The sequence below is a fragment of the Pseudomonas sp. PWP3-1b2 genome, assembly GCF_049896045.1.
Classification (GTDB): Bacteria; Pseudomonadota; Gammaproteobacteria; order Pseudomonadales; family Pseudomonadaceae; genus Aquipseudomonas; species Aquipseudomonas antarctica_B.
Genome location: NZ_JAFCTN010000004.1, coordinates 65,145 through 80,217, shown reverse-complemented (window position 1 = coordinate 80,217; position 15,073 = coordinate 65,145). Strand labels below are relative to the sequence as shown.

Genomic DNA, 15,073 nt, shown 5'->3' with positions numbered 1-15,073 from the left:
ATTGCACCGATGACTCGTCTCACCGCGAAAGACTTTGCTCCCGAACTGCTGGAACTCTACGACGGCTACGCCCACGGCAAGATCAACCGCCGCGAATTCCTCGACCGCGCCGCGCTGTTCACCTTTGGCGGCCTCACCGCCTCGGCGCTGCTCGCCTCACTGAGCCCCAACTACGCGCTGGCTGAACAGGTCAAATTCACCGACCCGGACATCGTCGCCGACTACATCACCTACCCCTCGCCCAAAGGCAACGGCACCGTGCGCGCCTACCTCGTGCGCCCGGCAAACGCCGCCGGCAAATTACCCGCCGTGGTGGTGGTGCATGAAAACCGTGGCCTGAACCCCTACATCGAAGACGTCGCCCGACGCCTGGCCAAAGCCGGCTTTATCGCCCTGGCGCCCGACGGTTTAACCTCCGTGGGCGGCTACCCCGGCAACGATGAGAAAGGCGTGGAGCTGCAACAGAAAGTCGATCCTGAAAAACTCATGAACGACTTCTTCGCCGCCATCGAATGGCTGATGCACCACGACAGCAGCACCGGCAAAGTCGGGATCACCGGCTTCTGCTACGGCGGCGGCGTCACCAATGCGGCCGCAGTGGCGTACCCGGAGTTGGGCGCGGCGGTGTCGTTCTATGGGCGGCAACCGGACGCCAAGGACGTGCCACGCATCAAGGCGCCGATCATGCTGCATTACGGCGAGCTGGACACGCGGATCAACGAAGGTTGGCCGCCCTATGAAAAGGCGCTGAAAGCGGCGGGTACAACGTACGAGGCGTATGTCTACAAGGGCGCCAACCACGGCTTCCACAACGACTCGACGCCCCGGTATGACGAAACGGCAGCCAATCTGGCTTGGGACCGAACCCTGGGCTGGTTCCGCAAATACCTGGCCTGAAGGTTATCTAACTGTGGGAGCTGGCTTGCCTGCGATAGCGGTATATCAGTCAACTATGTGCTAACTGACCCACCGCTATCGCGGCATAGGTATCTACACAACTCGAGCTAGACACTTAAACACCAGTAGGTAGAGCTCGTGGCGAGCGGGCTTGCCCCGCGTTGGGTTGCGAAGCAGCCCCAGTAAAGAAGAACGGTGTATCAGACTACTTCGTAGTGGCTGGTTCTGGGGCTGCTACGCAACCCAACGCGGGCGGTGCGACGATTCGACAAGCCCGCTCGCCACAGAGAGATTCGCCAGCCTCTAAAAGTTGTGTAGATACCTATGGCCATCGCAGGCAAGCCAGCTCCCACATTAATCTTCAGTGCCTTGCAGGTCAGTGTTCCAGCGCATACCGCCGGCAATGGTTGAGGTAGCCCTGCTCATGGCTGCCCACCAATTGCACCACGCTGGTCCATAGCCATGACGGCGCATCCAGTTGACGGGAGCGGTTTTCCTGCAGCACGGCCATCCAGTCTTTGCGGGCCGCGCGGTCCATTTGCCGGGCATGGGCGATGCCGACGACGCGGGCGAGGTAGCCGGCGGCGTGCATGGCGTCAATTTCGCTCAACTCATCCAGCTCAAGTTTCATGTCCTGGGGCAATAATTCGCGAATGAAAAAACCGTGATCCAGAAACCGTGTGGCCAGCATGCGCTCGCCCAGGCCCGGTGACAGTTGGCGTGCGCCCTCCACTACCCGACGGCTGTTGTCCCGAGGCATCTTTGCCCGTGCAGTGCGGGGTGCGGCGGCGCCGACGGCTTCCTTGATGTCGATCAGGCAGTATTCCTGATCGTCCTTGTCGCCCACGCCGAGCAAGGCGGCGTAGCGCAACAGGCCAAGTGAACTGCAGCCCTTGACCCAATACGCCGAGTCGAGCAGTTCGACCCTGGCATCTTTGGGACGGCCCTTGAGTGAGGTGACCAATTGATGGAGTTCATCAGACGCGCAGAGGGTTTTGAGCGCGGCCTTTTCGGCGCGGGACATCGACCAGAAATGCTTGCCCAGGGGAATCGTCGGGCGCACGTTTTCAATACGTTCCTGCGCCAGGCTTTTCCAGGTGCGCTCCACCGCACTGCGCATGCTGGCCTTGACCTGGGACGGGCGCGGCGGCGCTTCGTCGGGCTTATCCTTGAAGGCTTGTTCGTAGCCCACCATCATTTCTTCGAGCATGCGCGCCGTGGTCACGCCGGGTAAATCCGAGCCACGCGCGGCGGTGGCCAGGGACAGTGCCAGGCGCACCAGGTCGTGGGCCGGGTTGCCGATTACGGTTTGATCGAGGTCGCGGATATGCATGTCGATGCGGCCCTTGGTGTCACCCGTCGGGCCGAGGTTGCCAGCGTGGCAATCTCCGCATATCCAGATCGCCGGGCCGTGGGGTAAACGCCGGCCGGACTGGCTGTGCAGCCATTCGTAGAATTGCACAGTGCTGCCACGCACATAGGCGTGGGCGGAGCGCGCCATCTTCAGGTTTCGCAATTGCGTGAGGTGGGGAATGCGGTCAGCGGGGCGCGGGGTCTTCATGGATGAACTCAGTGCTGGAGAAACGGTAGAGCACTGGCGTCAGGCAAATGTTTCATTATATTTCAGAAATAAGCAGCAAAAATCCTCTTAATCACAAGGAGCTTGCCCCATGTTTGAACAGGCCACCTGGCTTAATCCGCCTCAGCAATGGACCCGCAGTGATGATCGACTCACGGTCACCACCGACGCCCACACCGACTTCTGGCGCGAAACCCACTACGGTTTCACCCGCGACAACGGCCATTTTTTGAGTATGCAGACCGCGGGCGATTTTACCGCCCAACTAAAAATCGAGGCCAGCTTCGAGCATTTGTACGACCAGGCCGGGTTGATGGTGCGAGTGGATGAAGCGCACTGGGTAAAGATCGGCGCGGAACTGTCCGACGGTACAACGCTGTTGAGCAGCGTGCTGACCGACGAGGTTTCAGACTGGGCCACTGGCACATTCCCCGGCGACCCGCAGGCGTTCTGGATTCGGGCGACGGTGACTAAAGGCGTGTTGCGCGTGCAGGTTTCAGTGGACGGCGTGCACTGGCCGCTGGTGCGTCTGGCGCCGTTCAAGGTCGCGGCGTCCTATCAGGTCGGGCCTTATTGCTGCACGCCTGAACGCGGCGGCCTGGAGGTGAGCTTTTCCGAATGGCACGTGAGTGCGCCCAATGGCAAGGCCCTGCACGACCTGTCCTGACCGAGCGCGTCAGGGTTGCGTGGATGCGGCTTGCAACCACCCCTTGAACGCCGTCATCGCCGAGGTTTCCGCCCGCGACTGCAAACGTGTCAGCCAATAGCTGCCGGTGGTAATACCGACGTCGAACGGCTGGCGAATCCCGTCACTTTCCAGCTGGCGCGAGAACATCATCGCTGGCGCCAAGGCCACGCCGATGCCTTGCAGTGCGGCTTCCATCATCGCCAGCGACGAGTCGAACATAACGCTGCGCGGTACAGGAGTGTCGGCGGGCAAGCCGGCAGCCTGGAACCATTGCGTCCATTCATCGGCGCGGTAGGAGCGCAGCAACGTGTGTTTCAGCAAGTCGGCCGGTGTGTGCAGTTGTTCGGCAATCGCAGGTACGCACAGTACCGTCAACGGCGCCTCCAGCAGTACGCAGGCGTCGGTGCCATGCCAGGCGCCGGCACCGAAACGAATCGCGTAGTCGAGGCCTTCCGCGGCCACGTCTACCCGGTTGTTGTGGGTGGACAGGCGCAAGTCGATAAACGGATACCGCGCCTGAAAGTCCGGCAAACGCGGCAGCAACCAGCCCACGGCAAACGTGCCTACCGCGCCCACCGTCAGCACTTCGCGATAATGCCCGCCCTCGAACTGGCTGAGGGTTTGGGCGATGCGATCAAACGACTCACGCACCACCGGCAGCAACGTCTCCCCTTCGCTGGTGAGCATCAGGCCGCGTGGCAAGCGTTTAAACAGGGTGACATTGAGTTGCGCCTCCAGGCTTTTCACCTGATGGCTGACCGCCGCCTGGGTCACGCACAATTCGATAGCCGCCCGCGTAAAGCTTAAATGGCGGGCCGACGCCTCAAAAGCGCGCAAGGCATTGAGGGGCAAATGGGAACGCAGCATGCTGAGCCCTTAAATTTTCTAATGGCAGGTGCGAGATATGATCGTTTGCCCCACGCACAAAAGCCACTTAGATTTGCCACGCCTGCGCAGGCCTTGATCGTCAGTACATTCTTTACAGGGAAGCGAACCACCATGAAACACAACCTACAAAAAATGCTGATGTCGGCGTTATTGCTTGCGTCCGGCAGTTGCATGGCAGCCACTGACTTGCGCACGCTGGTCGACGGCCGCATTGAACCGCTGATGAAGCAGCAAGCCATCCCCGGCCTGTCAGTTGCCGTGGTGCACAAAGGCCAGGTGCAATACTTTAATTACGGCGTCGCCGCCACCGACACCCAGCAGCCGGTGACCGAAGACACCTTGTTTGAAATCGGCTCGGTGAGCAAAACCTTCACCGCCACACTCGGCGGTTATGCCCAGGCCACCGGGAAACTCAAGCTGTCGGACACCGCCGTCGAGCACTTGGCCAGCTTGAAGGGCAGCACCCTTGGCAACATCAGCCTGTTGCAGTTGGCGACCTATACCGCCGGTGGCCTGCCCTTGCAGTTTCCCGATGCCGCCGACAACGCCGCGTCCATGCTCGGTTACTTCCAGCAGTGGAAACCCACATTTGCCCCCGGCACGCAGCGCCTGTATTCCAACCCGAGCATTGGCCTGTTCGGCTACCTGGCCGCACACAGCCTGGGCCAGCCGTTCAACGTTGCCATGGAGCAGACCCTGTTGCCGAAACTGGGGCTGAAGAACACTTACGTCAGCGTGCCTGCCGACAAATCAGCCCAGTACGCCCAAGGCTACGACAAGGCGCAAAAGCCCGTGCGCGTCAGCCCCGGCGCACTGGACAGCGAAGCCTACGGCATCAAGACCAGCACCCAGGACATGGCCCGCTATGTGATCGCGAACATGCACCCGGACACCCTGGAAAAACCGCTGCAACAAGCCATCGCCGCCGCCCACACCGGTTATTACACCGTCAATGGCATGACCCAGGGTCTGGCGTGGGAGTCCTACCCGTATCCGGTCACGCTGCAAGCGTTGCTGGAGGGCAATTCGACCGAAATGGCCATGCAGCCGCACACGGTCAATTGGCTGACACCGGCCAAGGCGCAAACGGCTGACGTGCTGTTTAACAAAACCGGCTCTACCGGCGGGTTTGGCGCCTACGTGGCGTACGTGCCGAGCAAGGATATTGGCGTGGTGATCCTGGCGAACAAAAACTACCCGAATGCGGAGCGGGTCAAGGTGGCTCATGCGATTTTGAGCGCGCTCAACGAGTAAAGCCGAACAAACATCAACTGTGGGAGCGGGCTTGCCCGCGATGAGGGTGTGTCAGCCAGTACATCGGGCAACTGACACACCGCCATCGCGGGCAAGCCCGGCTCCCACCTTGTTTTGCGGCGTGGCTTAGATCCCCAGCCCACCTCCGACAGTGTGAAGATCCACCACCTCTGGTTACAATCACCGCCCTCTACAACTCCTCCAAGGAACCACCATGTCCGGGCTTGAACTGTTCGCCGCCGCCCTGGGGGTGATTGCTGTCTGGCTCACGGTCAAACAAAACCCATGGTGCTGGCCTATCGGCCTGGTCATGGTGTTGCTCTACACCTGGGTATTCTTCGACGTAAAACTCTACTCCGACATGCTCCTGCAAGTGGTCTACGCCGCCCTGCAACTCTACGGCTGGTGGCAATGGACCCGCGCCGGCGAGGTCAAACAAGGCCGCCAAGTGACCAGCCTTGGCGTACCGGCGATCATGCTCCACCTCACCGTGGGCGCCATTTTCAGCCTGCTGCTGGGCGCCGCCATGGCCCACTGGACCGACGCCGCCCAACCGTGGCTCGACGCCGCCCTCACAGGCTTCAGCCTGGTCGCGCAAATGTGGATGGCGCAAAAGCGCGTGCAATGCTGGCCGCTGTGGATAGCCGTGGACGTCATCTTCGTCGGCCTGTTCCTCTACAAAGGCCTCTACCTCACCGCCGCGCTCTACGCCTTGTTCACCCTGATTGCCGTGCAAGGCTGGCGTGAATGGCACGCCGACCCGGCATTGCGCACATGAAAGTCGTGGTACTGGCGGGGCCGGAATCCAGCGGCAAAAGCTGGCTGGCGACGCAATTGCACGCGCACTTTGGCGGCCTAATGGTCGGCGAATACGTGCGCCATTTCATCGACCACCATCAACGCGACACCACCCTGGCGGATATCCCGGCTATCGCCCACGGTCAATTGGCCTGGGAAGATGCCGCCCGCGCCGAACAACCGCACCTGCTGATCCTCGACACGCATCTGCTGACTAACAAACTGTGGAGCCAAACCCTGTTCGGCGACTACCCGGCCTGGCTCGACCGCGAACTGCTCGCACGTCATTACGACCTGCACCTGCTGCTGTCTCCCGAAGACGTGGAATGGACCGCCGACGGCCAGCGCTGCCAGCCCGACCTGGCGGACCGCCGAGCGTTTTTTCAGGGCAGCCTGGAGTGGATGCAGCAGCATCAGCAGTCGGTAAGGGTGATTCGGGGAAATTGGGAGGAGCGCCGCACAGCAGCGTTTACTGCGGTAGAGCAGTTGCTCAGCCCCTGAATGGGGTGAGCAACTGTCCGTTTTGCCTTAGTAGCCCAGCGACAACCCTGTATTACGACGCGGGTCGTTCGCCCCATAGAAACGGTTGTTGCCCACCGGCTTGCCACCCAGGGACGGTGCGCCCACCAGAATCGCCGCCAAGTGGTTGGCATCCTGAGGGCCTGCAAACTTGTGGCCCCAGCTCTCCAGGATTTTCTGGGTGTCGGGGCTGACCGCGAAGGTCTCAAGGTTGGTGGTCTCAGGCATCCACTGCTGGTGGAAACGCGGCGCGTCCACGGCTTCCTGGATGTTCATCTTGTAGTCGATGACATTCAGGATGGTCAGCAAGGTGGCGGTGATGATGCGACTGCCGCCGGGTGTACCGACGACCATCACGGCCTTGCCATCCTTGGTCACGATGGTCGGGCTCATCGACGACAGCGGCGCCTTGCCCGGCGCGATGGCGTTGGCTTCACCCTGGACCAGCCCGTACATGTTCGGCACGCCGACCTTGACCGTGAAGTCGTCCATTTCATCGTTGAGGATCACCCCGGTCTTGCTCGCCATCACGCCCGCGCCGAACCAGTCGTTGAGGGTGTAGGTAACCGAGACCGCGTTGCCCCATTTGTCGACGATGGAATAGTGCGTGGTGTTGTTGCCTTCGTGGGGCGACACACCCGGCTTGATCGCCTGGGAATCACCGGCTTTCTGCGGTTCGATGGCCGCCCGCAGCTTGGCCGCGTAGTCCTTGTCCAGCAGGTGCGCGATCGGGTTCTGCACAAAATCCGGGTCGCCCAGGTAGCTGTTACGGTCCACATAGGCGTGGCGCATCGCTTCGATCTGGTAGTGCAGGCCTTGGGCCGAGTGATAACCGAGGTCGGCCATCGGGTAGCCTTCAAGGATGTTCATGATCTGGCAAATCACTACGCCACCCGAGCTCGGCGGCGGTGCCGAGACCACGTGGTAGCCACGGTAGTCGCACTCGATCGGCGCCAGTTCGCGGGTCTTGTACTTGTCCAGATCCGCCTGGGTAATGATGCCTTTACCGGCCTGGCTGGAATCCACCAGCGCCTTGGCCACCCAGCCTTTATAGAAGCCGTCGGTGCCCTTGGCGGAGATTTCCTTGAGGGTCTTGGCCAGGTCTTTCTGCACCAGTTTCTGACCAACCTGCATCGGATGGCCGTTGTGCAGGAAGATCCCGCGCAGGTCCTTGTCTTTTTCAAACTCGCCGGTGGCGGTGTGCAGCAGGTCGATATCACCCTGCTCCAGCTCAAAGCCGTTTTCCGCCAGCTTGATCGCCGGGGCAATCACTTGGGCGCGTTTGAGGGTGCCGTATTTGCTCAGGGCGGTTTCCATGCCGGAGACGGTGCCGGGCACGCCGACCGCCAGGTGACCTTTGGCGCTGAGACCTTCGACCACATTGCCGTCTTTGTCGAGGTACATGTTGGCGGTGGCCGCCAGCGGGGCTTTTTCGCGGAAGTCGAGGAAAGTCTTGCGCCCGTCCGCCAGTTGCACGGTCATGAAACCGCCGCCGCCCAGGTTACCCGCCGCCGGGTACACCACCGCCAGCGCATAGCCCACGGCCACGGCTGCATCGACCGCGTTGCCGCCGGCCTTGAGTACGTCCACACCCACATGAGTTGCCAAATGCTGGGCGGTCACCACCATGCCATTTTCGCCGCCCACCGGGGCCTGTGACGCGGCTTGCACGCCACTGACCGTCAACACCAGCGCAGTGGCAATCAGGGTAAGGCTGAAGGTTTGGTATTTCATCCATGGCTACTCTAGTTATTGGGACGCACCAAAATAGCCCTTCCCGGATCCAATCCCCAGCGCAATGGCGTTTTTATTACAGAACTTGTCGGTCACAGAACGGACGCGAAAAACCCCATGCTATATTTCGCGCCCTGACTGTCGTGCAAGGCGCTTTCACATGGTGATCAAGAAGACCGGTATTCGTGCCCAACAGGCGGACCAGACGCGTGCGCGCATCCTCCAGGCGGCGGTCAAGGTGTTCACCCGCGACGGCTATTCCGGCGGGCGTGTCGACACCATTTCCAAAGAAGCCGACTCCAACGACCGCATGCTTTATTACTATTTCGGCAGCAAGGAACACCTGTTCGTCTGCGTGCTGGAACACATCTACGAGCAGTTCAACAAAGCCGAAAGCACGCTCAAGCTTGATTTGACGACGCCAGTGCAGGCCTTGCGCGACCTGGTGGCGTTTATCTGGAATTACTACGTCAAGCATCCGGAGTTTGTGGCGATCCTGAGCATCGAAAACCTGCACCAGGGCAAGCACGCGCAACAGTCGGGTGAAATGCGGCGGTTGTCGGGGGAAGCGGTGGGCGTGCTGCGGCCGATCATTGAGGCCGGCCAGGCCCAAGGCGTGTTCCGCCAGGATGTGGATCTCAAGCACGTGTACTTGATGATTGCTTCGCTGTGCTACTTCTATAACTCCAACCGCCATACCCTCAGCTCGTTTTTGGGTGAAGACCTGTCGAACAAAGGGCAGCAGCAGGATTGGCTGGGGTTTATCAGTGACCTTGTGCTGCGCGGCGTATCACCGACCTCTCTGTAGAAACCAAATCAACCTGTGGGAGCTGGCTTGCCAGCTCCCACCCTTGATTTTCATATGGCTTGAAATATCAATGAGTGCCAGGGTTGGCCCGCAAGTGCGCCACCGTCTGTTCCAACCCCTTCCACTGCGGCGCATTCGGCGCAAATTGCCCGCGCAGGTACGCCGCCAGGTCCGCCACCTGGCTGTTCGACAGGCTGTCCTTGAACCCCGGCATATACCCCAAATCCCTGGTCGCCGGCGTGCTGATCCCTTGCAGAATCACCTTGATCAAATTATCCGGCTGATCGCTGTGAACATTGGTATTGGTCGCCAGTGACGGGCTGACCCCAAACAGTTTTGGCCCCAGGCCATCGGCATGACAGGCCTTGCACGAGCCTTCAAAAATGCGTCGCCCGTTCGGATTCGGCACGCTGGCGGCGACTACCTGCGCTTCGGCGGATGCCTGCCCGTTCAGCGAAGCCAAATACACCGCCATCGCGCGAATGTCCGTTTTGGGCAACTTCGACAATTCACTCACCACCGGCCCCATCGGGCCTGCCGCCACGCCGTGGGCATCCGAATAGCCGGTGCTGAGGTAAGTGAACAGCTGGTCTTCGGTCCACGGCGTCGGTGACCTGGACAAACCATTCAAGGCGGGCGCCTCCCAACCGTCCACCGTGCCACCGGCGAGGAATGCCTTGCCACCTTTCTGCGCGCCCATCAGGTCGCGCGGCGAATGGCAGGCGGCGCAGTGCCCGAGGCCGTTGACCAGATAATTGCCACGATTCCATTGCTCACCGCGTTCAGGCTGCGGCGTGATCTCACCGCGCCGTAGATTCAGCGCGTTCCACCCCGCCATCAATGGCCGGATATTGAACGGAAACCCCATGGCATTCGGCGTCGGCGCCTGGCTCACCGGCGCCTGGGCCATCAAATACGCATACAGCGCTTGCATGTCGGCATCGTTGATATTGCGAAACGCCGTGTAGGGAAACGCCGGGTACAAATGGCGCCCGTCGCGGCCAATGCCGTCGCGCATCGCCCGTTCGAACGCCGGGTATGACCAGGCGCCGATACCGGTCTTCTCATCCGGGGTGATGTTGCTGCTGTACAGCGTGCCGAACGGCGTGTGCATCGCCAGCCCGCCCGCGTTGGTCGCGCCGCCCGGCGCCGTGTGGCACACCGCGCAATCACCGACGGCTGCGAGCAAACGCCCGCGTTCCAGGGTGGCTTTGGACCAGGTGCCGGCGCCCGGCGGTGCAATCGGCGCGATTTCACTGTGAAATGGCCAGGCGGTGGCCATCAGCGCGCCCAAGGTTGCGAACAAGGCACCGAACCACCACTTTTTGCGCTTCTGCGGCGACTTGGCAGGCTCGCCCAACGTGCCCGCATTCAATGCCGCCAACACCCGCTCAGGCGTGATCGGCAACTCGCGAAATCTAATGCCGGTCGCGTCGTAAATCGCATTGGCAATCGCCGCCGCACTCGGCACCGAAGCCGACTCACCCGCGCCCATCGGCGGCTGGTCCTGGCGCGGCATCATCAGCACATCAATCTGCGGCACTTCGGGGAAGGTCAATATGGGATAACCGCCCCACTCCTTGCTCGCCACCGTCGACTCTTCAAAGGTGACGCGCTCCTTCAGCACGCGGCTGGTGGACTGGATCACATTGCCGTGAATCTGATGCTGTACGCCCGCCGGGTTGATCATCATCCCCGAGTCATGTCCGATCACCACGCGCGTCACCGACACGTCCCCGGTGTGCTTGTCGATCGCCACATCTGCCACCCAGGCAGCCCACGCGGCGCCGAAGCCGGGGAACTTGCTGTGGATGTAGCGCGCGTAGGCAAAGCCGCGACCGCGCAACAGGTGGTCTTCATTGGCGGTTTGCATCGGCGCGGTACGCGGCGCCCAGTTCGCGCGCTCGGCGGTGGATTTGACCAGGTCAATGGCGCGCTCGTCCTTGAGGTAGCGCAGCCGGTATTCAACCGGGTCAACGCCAGCGGCAAACGCCAGTTCGTCGATATAGGATTCGTGGGCAAAGGTGTTGGGCAATGCCGACACGCCGCGCATCCACGAAGCGCGCACGATGGGCGCCATGTCGTTGATGGTCACGCGCATGTTGTCGATGTCGTAGGGCGGGATCGAGGTGCGGTCGCCCATTTCGAACATCGCCGCCACCGGTTCCACGCGGCCGGTCAACAGCAGCGCCAGAGTCGGCGCGCCATTGGATGGGTAACTGGTTTCAAAGTCGTAGGCCGCAATGCTGCCGTCGGCGTTCAAGCCGCCGTCCACCTCCATCAGCTGTGCAGTGCCTTTGGGTTCCCACAGATGTTCCTGTTCGCGGGTCAACTGCACCCGCACCGGCTTGCCGACCGCGCGGGATAACAGCAGGGCATCGGCGCAGACGTCATCGGCGCAATTGCGCCCGTAACAGCCCGCCGCCTCCATGCGGATCACGTCGATCAGCGCTTCATCACATTCCAGCAACCACGCCAGGTCAGCACGCAACAGGTGTGGGTTCTGGCTGCCGGACCACACCCGGCTGCCCGCCGGGGAGTAATCCGCCACGCCACAGGACGGACCAATCGAACCGTGCATCTGGTACGGCCACAGATAAGTGCGCGGCATACGCTGGCTGGCAGCCGCCAGGGCCTCATCGACATTGCCTTGGTCCAGCACCGTGCGCCGCACCCGAGGGTTATCGCGGATGGCCTGCTCGACATCGCTCATGTCCGGCAACGCGTTGTTCCAGGCTTTCCAGTGCACCTGCAATGCCTGGGCAGCCTTGATCGCCTGCTCTTCGCGCAACGCGACCACGCCGACAAAATCGCGGATAACCACCACCGCGACGATACCGGGGATGTGCGCGATGGAAGACTCGTCCACCCGCAGCAGGCTATTGCCCACAAAATCCCCGCAATCGAGCCCCGCGTAGGGCGGGCGCACCACACGGCCGTGGAGCATGTTCGGCACGCGCATATCGTGGATATACGTCAGCTCACCGGTGGCCTTGCCGGGGATGTCCACGCGTGCGGCGCCCTTGCCCACCAGCCGGTAATCCTCGATCGCCTTTAACGGCGCATCACCGCTGATGTGCAGCTGATCATGCTGGCCGCTGACCAGCTCGCCGTAGGTGGTGGTGCGCCCATCTGCCGCGCGAATCACACCGGCCTCGACGCTCAGACTCGTTACGCTCACGCCCCAGCGCCCCGCCGCCCGCGCTAGCAGGAAGCGCCGTGCTTCGGCGGCGGCGTTACGCAGGGGAATCGCGGATATCTGCAACGTCGCACTGGCAATGGTCGCGCCCTGGTTGGGTGCGCGCTCGGTGTCGCCGAGCACCATCTCTACCTGGTCCATGCTCAGGTCGAGTTCTTCGGCGACGATCTGCGCCAGCGACGTGCGAATGCCTGTGCCCAGGTCCACATGGCCGTTGAACGCATACACCCGGCCATCGTCATTCACCGCGATAAACAGCCCCAGTTCCCTGGGCTTCACGGTCGGCGTGCCGCCCTTGGCCACCGGGCCGGAAGGCGGCAGCACGTCGTCGACGATCAACAACACGCCGGCCTTGGCCAGCCATTGGTCACGGGAAAGCGTCGTATCGGTCATGGTCGTCTGTCCACAGTCATCAGGCGGGCGGCACGCAGCACAGCGCGCAGGATTTCGATATGGGTGCCGCAGCGACAGAGGTTGCCCGACAGCTCATTACGGATCTCGGTTTCGCTGGGGTTGGGGTTGCGGTCGAGCAAGGCCTTGGTCGTCATGATCATGCCGTTCATGCAGTAGCCACATTGCGCGGCCTGCTCATCAATAAAGGCTTGCTGCACCGGATGCGGCGCCTGGCGTGTGCCGAGGCCTTCGAGGGTGACGATCTCACGCCCCGCCGCACCCGACAGCGGGAACACACAGGACCGCGCCGCCACGCCATCGATGATCACGGTGCAGGCGCCACACTCCCCCAGGCCGCAGCCGTACTTGGGGCCGTTGAGTTCAAGGTCATTGCGCAACACCAGCAACAGCGGAGTGTCCGCCATGGCGCTGACCTCCCGCGCGTGGCCGTTGACCTCGAGGGTAACCGTGATGTGTGGGCTGATCATTCGCTTCGCCTGTGCCAATTGGTGAAGTAGTCACTACACGAAACAGTCAAAAAAAAGCGTCGCGGACCTGGGGCCTCGCGACACACTCGACACGTGAAGTGCTTACTACATCAAGTCAGAGCAAAAACGATGCCAGCCGTGATTATTCCTGGGGGTCGTCGATCATCTTGCGCAGCAGAAACAGCACCGCCACACGTTCGGCCGGGTTGAGATTGCTCATGGTCAGCTCGCTGATCTGTGCGGCGCGCGGCGCGGTTTGGGCGACCAGTTCGGCGCCTGACGCAGACAGGTCCACCACCACTTTGCGCTTGTCTTGGGGGTCGGGCTCCAGGGTGATCAGTTCCTTGGCCTTGAGGCGCTCGACGATCCCGCGAATGGTCGCCTGGTCGACGGCGGTGGCCTTGACCAGTTCCGTCAGAGAGCTTGCACCGTGATCGCGCAGTGCGCACAGCGTGACGAACTGTACGGCGGTGAGCTGGGAGTCGCCGACATTCTGCTGAAAGATCGCCAGATGGCGCTGGTAGGCCTTGCGCAACAGGTGGCCAACTTGTTCAGAGAAAACGTAAGAATCAGGCACGGCGGGCTCGGCGGGTGATGAACGATGGGGAGGCATGATGGCGGGGATACTGAAAGGACTCAAGGTGCTCATTGCCGGAGCACGGTTAAAAATGTGGGAACTGGCTTGCCTGCGATAGCGGCGTGTCAGCCAACCTTGTATCAACTGACAGGCCCTCATCGCAGGCAAGCCAGCTCCCACATTTGAAAAATCAGCGTGCCAGAGAGGCTGGGGGCGCCACTACATCACCGCCAATAACGACTGCCTCATCATCCAGATACACATCACAATTGCGCAGCGGAATGTCCATATGACACGGCGTCTTGCGCGTGCCGCCCACCTCGGTATTCGGCCCGGTAGAAAACAGGAAATTCCCATAAAACGCCCGCGCATCCATGCACATGCCGTCGTTCTTGTCATGCAGCCCCATGGCCGTCCACTGCGCCCGCGGCTGCAACCCCCAGCCGATATGCGAGATGCCATACACCTCAGGGTCATTGAAATACTTCATGTAATCACGCAAGTACTCAGCCTCAAAACCTCCATGAATCCCGGTAATAAAGCCCTTCTCGATCTCCAGCGTAATCTTCTCCCGCGCATAGGTCTTGAACGGCAGCAGGATGTCGCCCACATCCAGCACCAGCACCCCCTCGGCCGTTTCTTCATTCGGCCAGGAAAACAAAAACCCACTGGGCCAATGGTCCCAACGCCCCGGTTCATCGGCAAAACCATACTCGGTCACCGACGGGTACTGCCCCAACGCCGCGCGAAAATCACTGCCCGCGCGGGACTTCACATGAATCGAACGGGCCTTCTTCAACAGCTGCTCGGCAGCCAGCACCCGCACCTTGTCCTCCTCGGTCGGCAGCATGCGCGCCAGCACTTCCGGCGGTTCTACGGCCAATAGAATCCGCGTGCCGGTCTTGAGGATCTGCTCCTGCTCCGGCGAATGCAGCAGCATCATCGTATCGACGATCAAGTCGGCCGCTTCCAGTGCACGCTGGGCCGCGATATTGCCGGTAAGTGCGGTGTCACCGCAGTAAGCGGTCATGTCATTGCCCATCGCCTTGGGATGGTTGAACGACGGCAGCTCCACCGCATACACCTTGGCGCCCAGGCGCTGCGCCGCATCCATCGCGGCTCGCACGGTACGCGGGTCCGAATAATGGCTCTTGAGCACGGCGACGCTCTGGGTCGGGTCGACCTTCGACAGCTTCAGCACGTGCTCAAACATCTGGGTCAGTTCGCAATCACTTACCGGCATTTTCCTGT

The 15,073-nt window shown here is 61.4% G+C and carries 13 protein-coding genes; 6 read left to right on the top strand and 7 right to left on the bottom strand.

Annotated features, from left to right (window positions below):
* The first annotated feature begins 9 nt into the window (after window positions 1-9).
* Complete coding sequence (yghX, locus tag ACP7A2_RS03925; RefSeq protein ID WP_426133166.1) at window positions 10-897, top strand: YghX family hydrolase; 888 nt, start codon at window positions 10-12, stop codon at window positions 895-897.
* Between the two features lie 376 nt (window positions 898-1,273).
* Here yghX and ACP7A2_RS03920 read toward each other — a convergent pair whose 3' ends face one another.
* Window positions 1,274-2,458: a DUF2252 domain-containing protein gene (locus tag ACP7A2_RS03920; protein ID WP_426133165.1), complete on the bottom strand. Its 1,185-nt coding sequence runs from the start codon at window positions 2,456-2,458 to the stop codon at window positions 1,274-1,276.
* 109 nt (window positions 2,459-2,567) lie between these two features.
* Here ACP7A2_RS03920 and ACP7A2_RS03915 point away from each other — a divergent pair, with 109 nt between their 5' ends.
* A complete protein-coding gene (locus ACP7A2_RS03915; RefSeq protein WP_426133164.1) occupies window positions 2,568-3,143 on the top strand; it encodes a DUF1349 domain-containing protein in 576 nt (191 codons plus the stop codon).
* A 9-nt stretch (window positions 3,144-3,152) separates the two neighbouring features.
* Here ACP7A2_RS03915 and ACP7A2_RS03910 read toward each other — a convergent pair whose 3' ends face one another.
* Complete coding sequence (locus ACP7A2_RS03910) at window positions 3,153-4,031, bottom strand: LysR family transcriptional regulator (RefSeq protein ID WP_348057649.1); 879 nt, start codon at window positions 4,029-4,031, stop codon at window positions 3,153-3,155.
* A gap of 132 nt (window positions 4,032-4,163) precedes the next feature.
* Here ACP7A2_RS03910 and ampC point away from each other — a divergent pair, with 132 nt between their 5' ends.
* From ampC to ACP7A2_RS03895, 3 genes are all read left to right on the top strand, one after another.
* Complete coding sequence (gene ampC / locus ACP7A2_RS03905) at window positions 4,164-5,306, top strand: class C beta-lactamase (protein ID WP_426133163.1); 1,143 nt, start codon at window positions 4,164-4,166, stop codon at window positions 5,304-5,306.
* Between the two features lie 214 nt (window positions 5,307-5,520).
* Window positions 5,521-6,084 (top strand): nicotinamide riboside transporter PnuC, encoded by a 564-nt coding sequence (gene pnuC, locus ACP7A2_RS03900; protein ID WP_426133162.1) that lies wholly within the window; start codon window positions 5,521-5,523, stop codon window positions 6,082-6,084.
* Complete coding sequence (locus ACP7A2_RS03895) at window positions 6,081-6,605, top strand: AAA family ATPase (RefSeq protein ID WP_426133294.1); 525 nt, start codon at window positions 6,081-6,083, stop codon at window positions 6,603-6,605. Before pnuC ends, ACP7A2_RS03895 begins: the two co-directional genes overlap by 4 nt.
* Before the next feature lie 27 nt (window positions 6,606-6,632).
* Here the strand turns inward: ACP7A2_RS03895 and ggt are convergent, their stop codons facing one another.
* Window positions 6,633-8,357, bottom strand: coding sequence for a gamma-glutamyltransferase (ggt, locus tag ACP7A2_RS03890; RefSeq protein WP_426133161.1), 1,725 nt, complete (start codon window positions 8,355-8,357; stop codon window positions 6,633-6,635).
* Between the two features lie 160 nt (window positions 8,358-8,517).
* On the opposite strand from ggt, the gene ACP7A2_RS03885 reads away from it, so the two are divergent.
* Window positions 8,518-9,165: a TetR/AcrR family transcriptional regulator gene (locus tag ACP7A2_RS03885; protein WP_426133160.1), complete on the top strand. Its 648-nt coding sequence runs from the start codon at window positions 8,518-8,520 to the stop codon at window positions 9,163-9,165.
* Between the two features lie 67 nt (window positions 9,166-9,232).
* Here ACP7A2_RS03885 and ACP7A2_RS03880 read toward each other — a convergent pair whose 3' ends face one another.
* From ACP7A2_RS03880 to ACP7A2_RS03865, 4 genes are all read right to left on the bottom strand, one after another.
* Window positions 9,233-12,757 (bottom strand): molybdopterin cofactor-binding domain-containing protein, encoded by a 3,525-nt coding sequence (locus ACP7A2_RS03880; protein ID WP_426133159.1) that lies wholly within the window; start codon window positions 12,755-12,757, stop codon window positions 9,233-9,235.
* Entirely contained in the window at window positions 12,754-13,245 is a 492-nt protein-coding gene (locus ACP7A2_RS03875) for a (2Fe-2S)-binding protein (protein ID WP_426133158.1), read from the bottom strand. Before ACP7A2_RS03875 ends, ACP7A2_RS03880 begins: the two co-directional genes overlap by 4 nt.
* A 142-nt stretch (window positions 13,246-13,387) precedes the next feature.
* On the bottom strand, window positions 13,388-13,822 hold the full coding sequence (locus ACP7A2_RS03870; protein WP_426133157.1) for a MarR family winged helix-turn-helix transcriptional regulator: 435 nt from the start codon (window positions 13,820-13,822) through the stop codon (window positions 13,388-13,390).
* Between the two features lie 190 nt (window positions 13,823-14,012).
* Window positions 14,013-15,065: a 2,5-dihydroxypyridine 5,6-dioxygenase gene (locus tag ACP7A2_RS03865; RefSeq protein ID WP_426133156.1), complete on the bottom strand. Its 1,053-nt coding sequence runs from the start codon at window positions 15,063-15,065 to the stop codon at window positions 14,013-14,015.
* Between the last annotated feature and the right edge of the window lie 8 nt (window positions 15,066-15,073).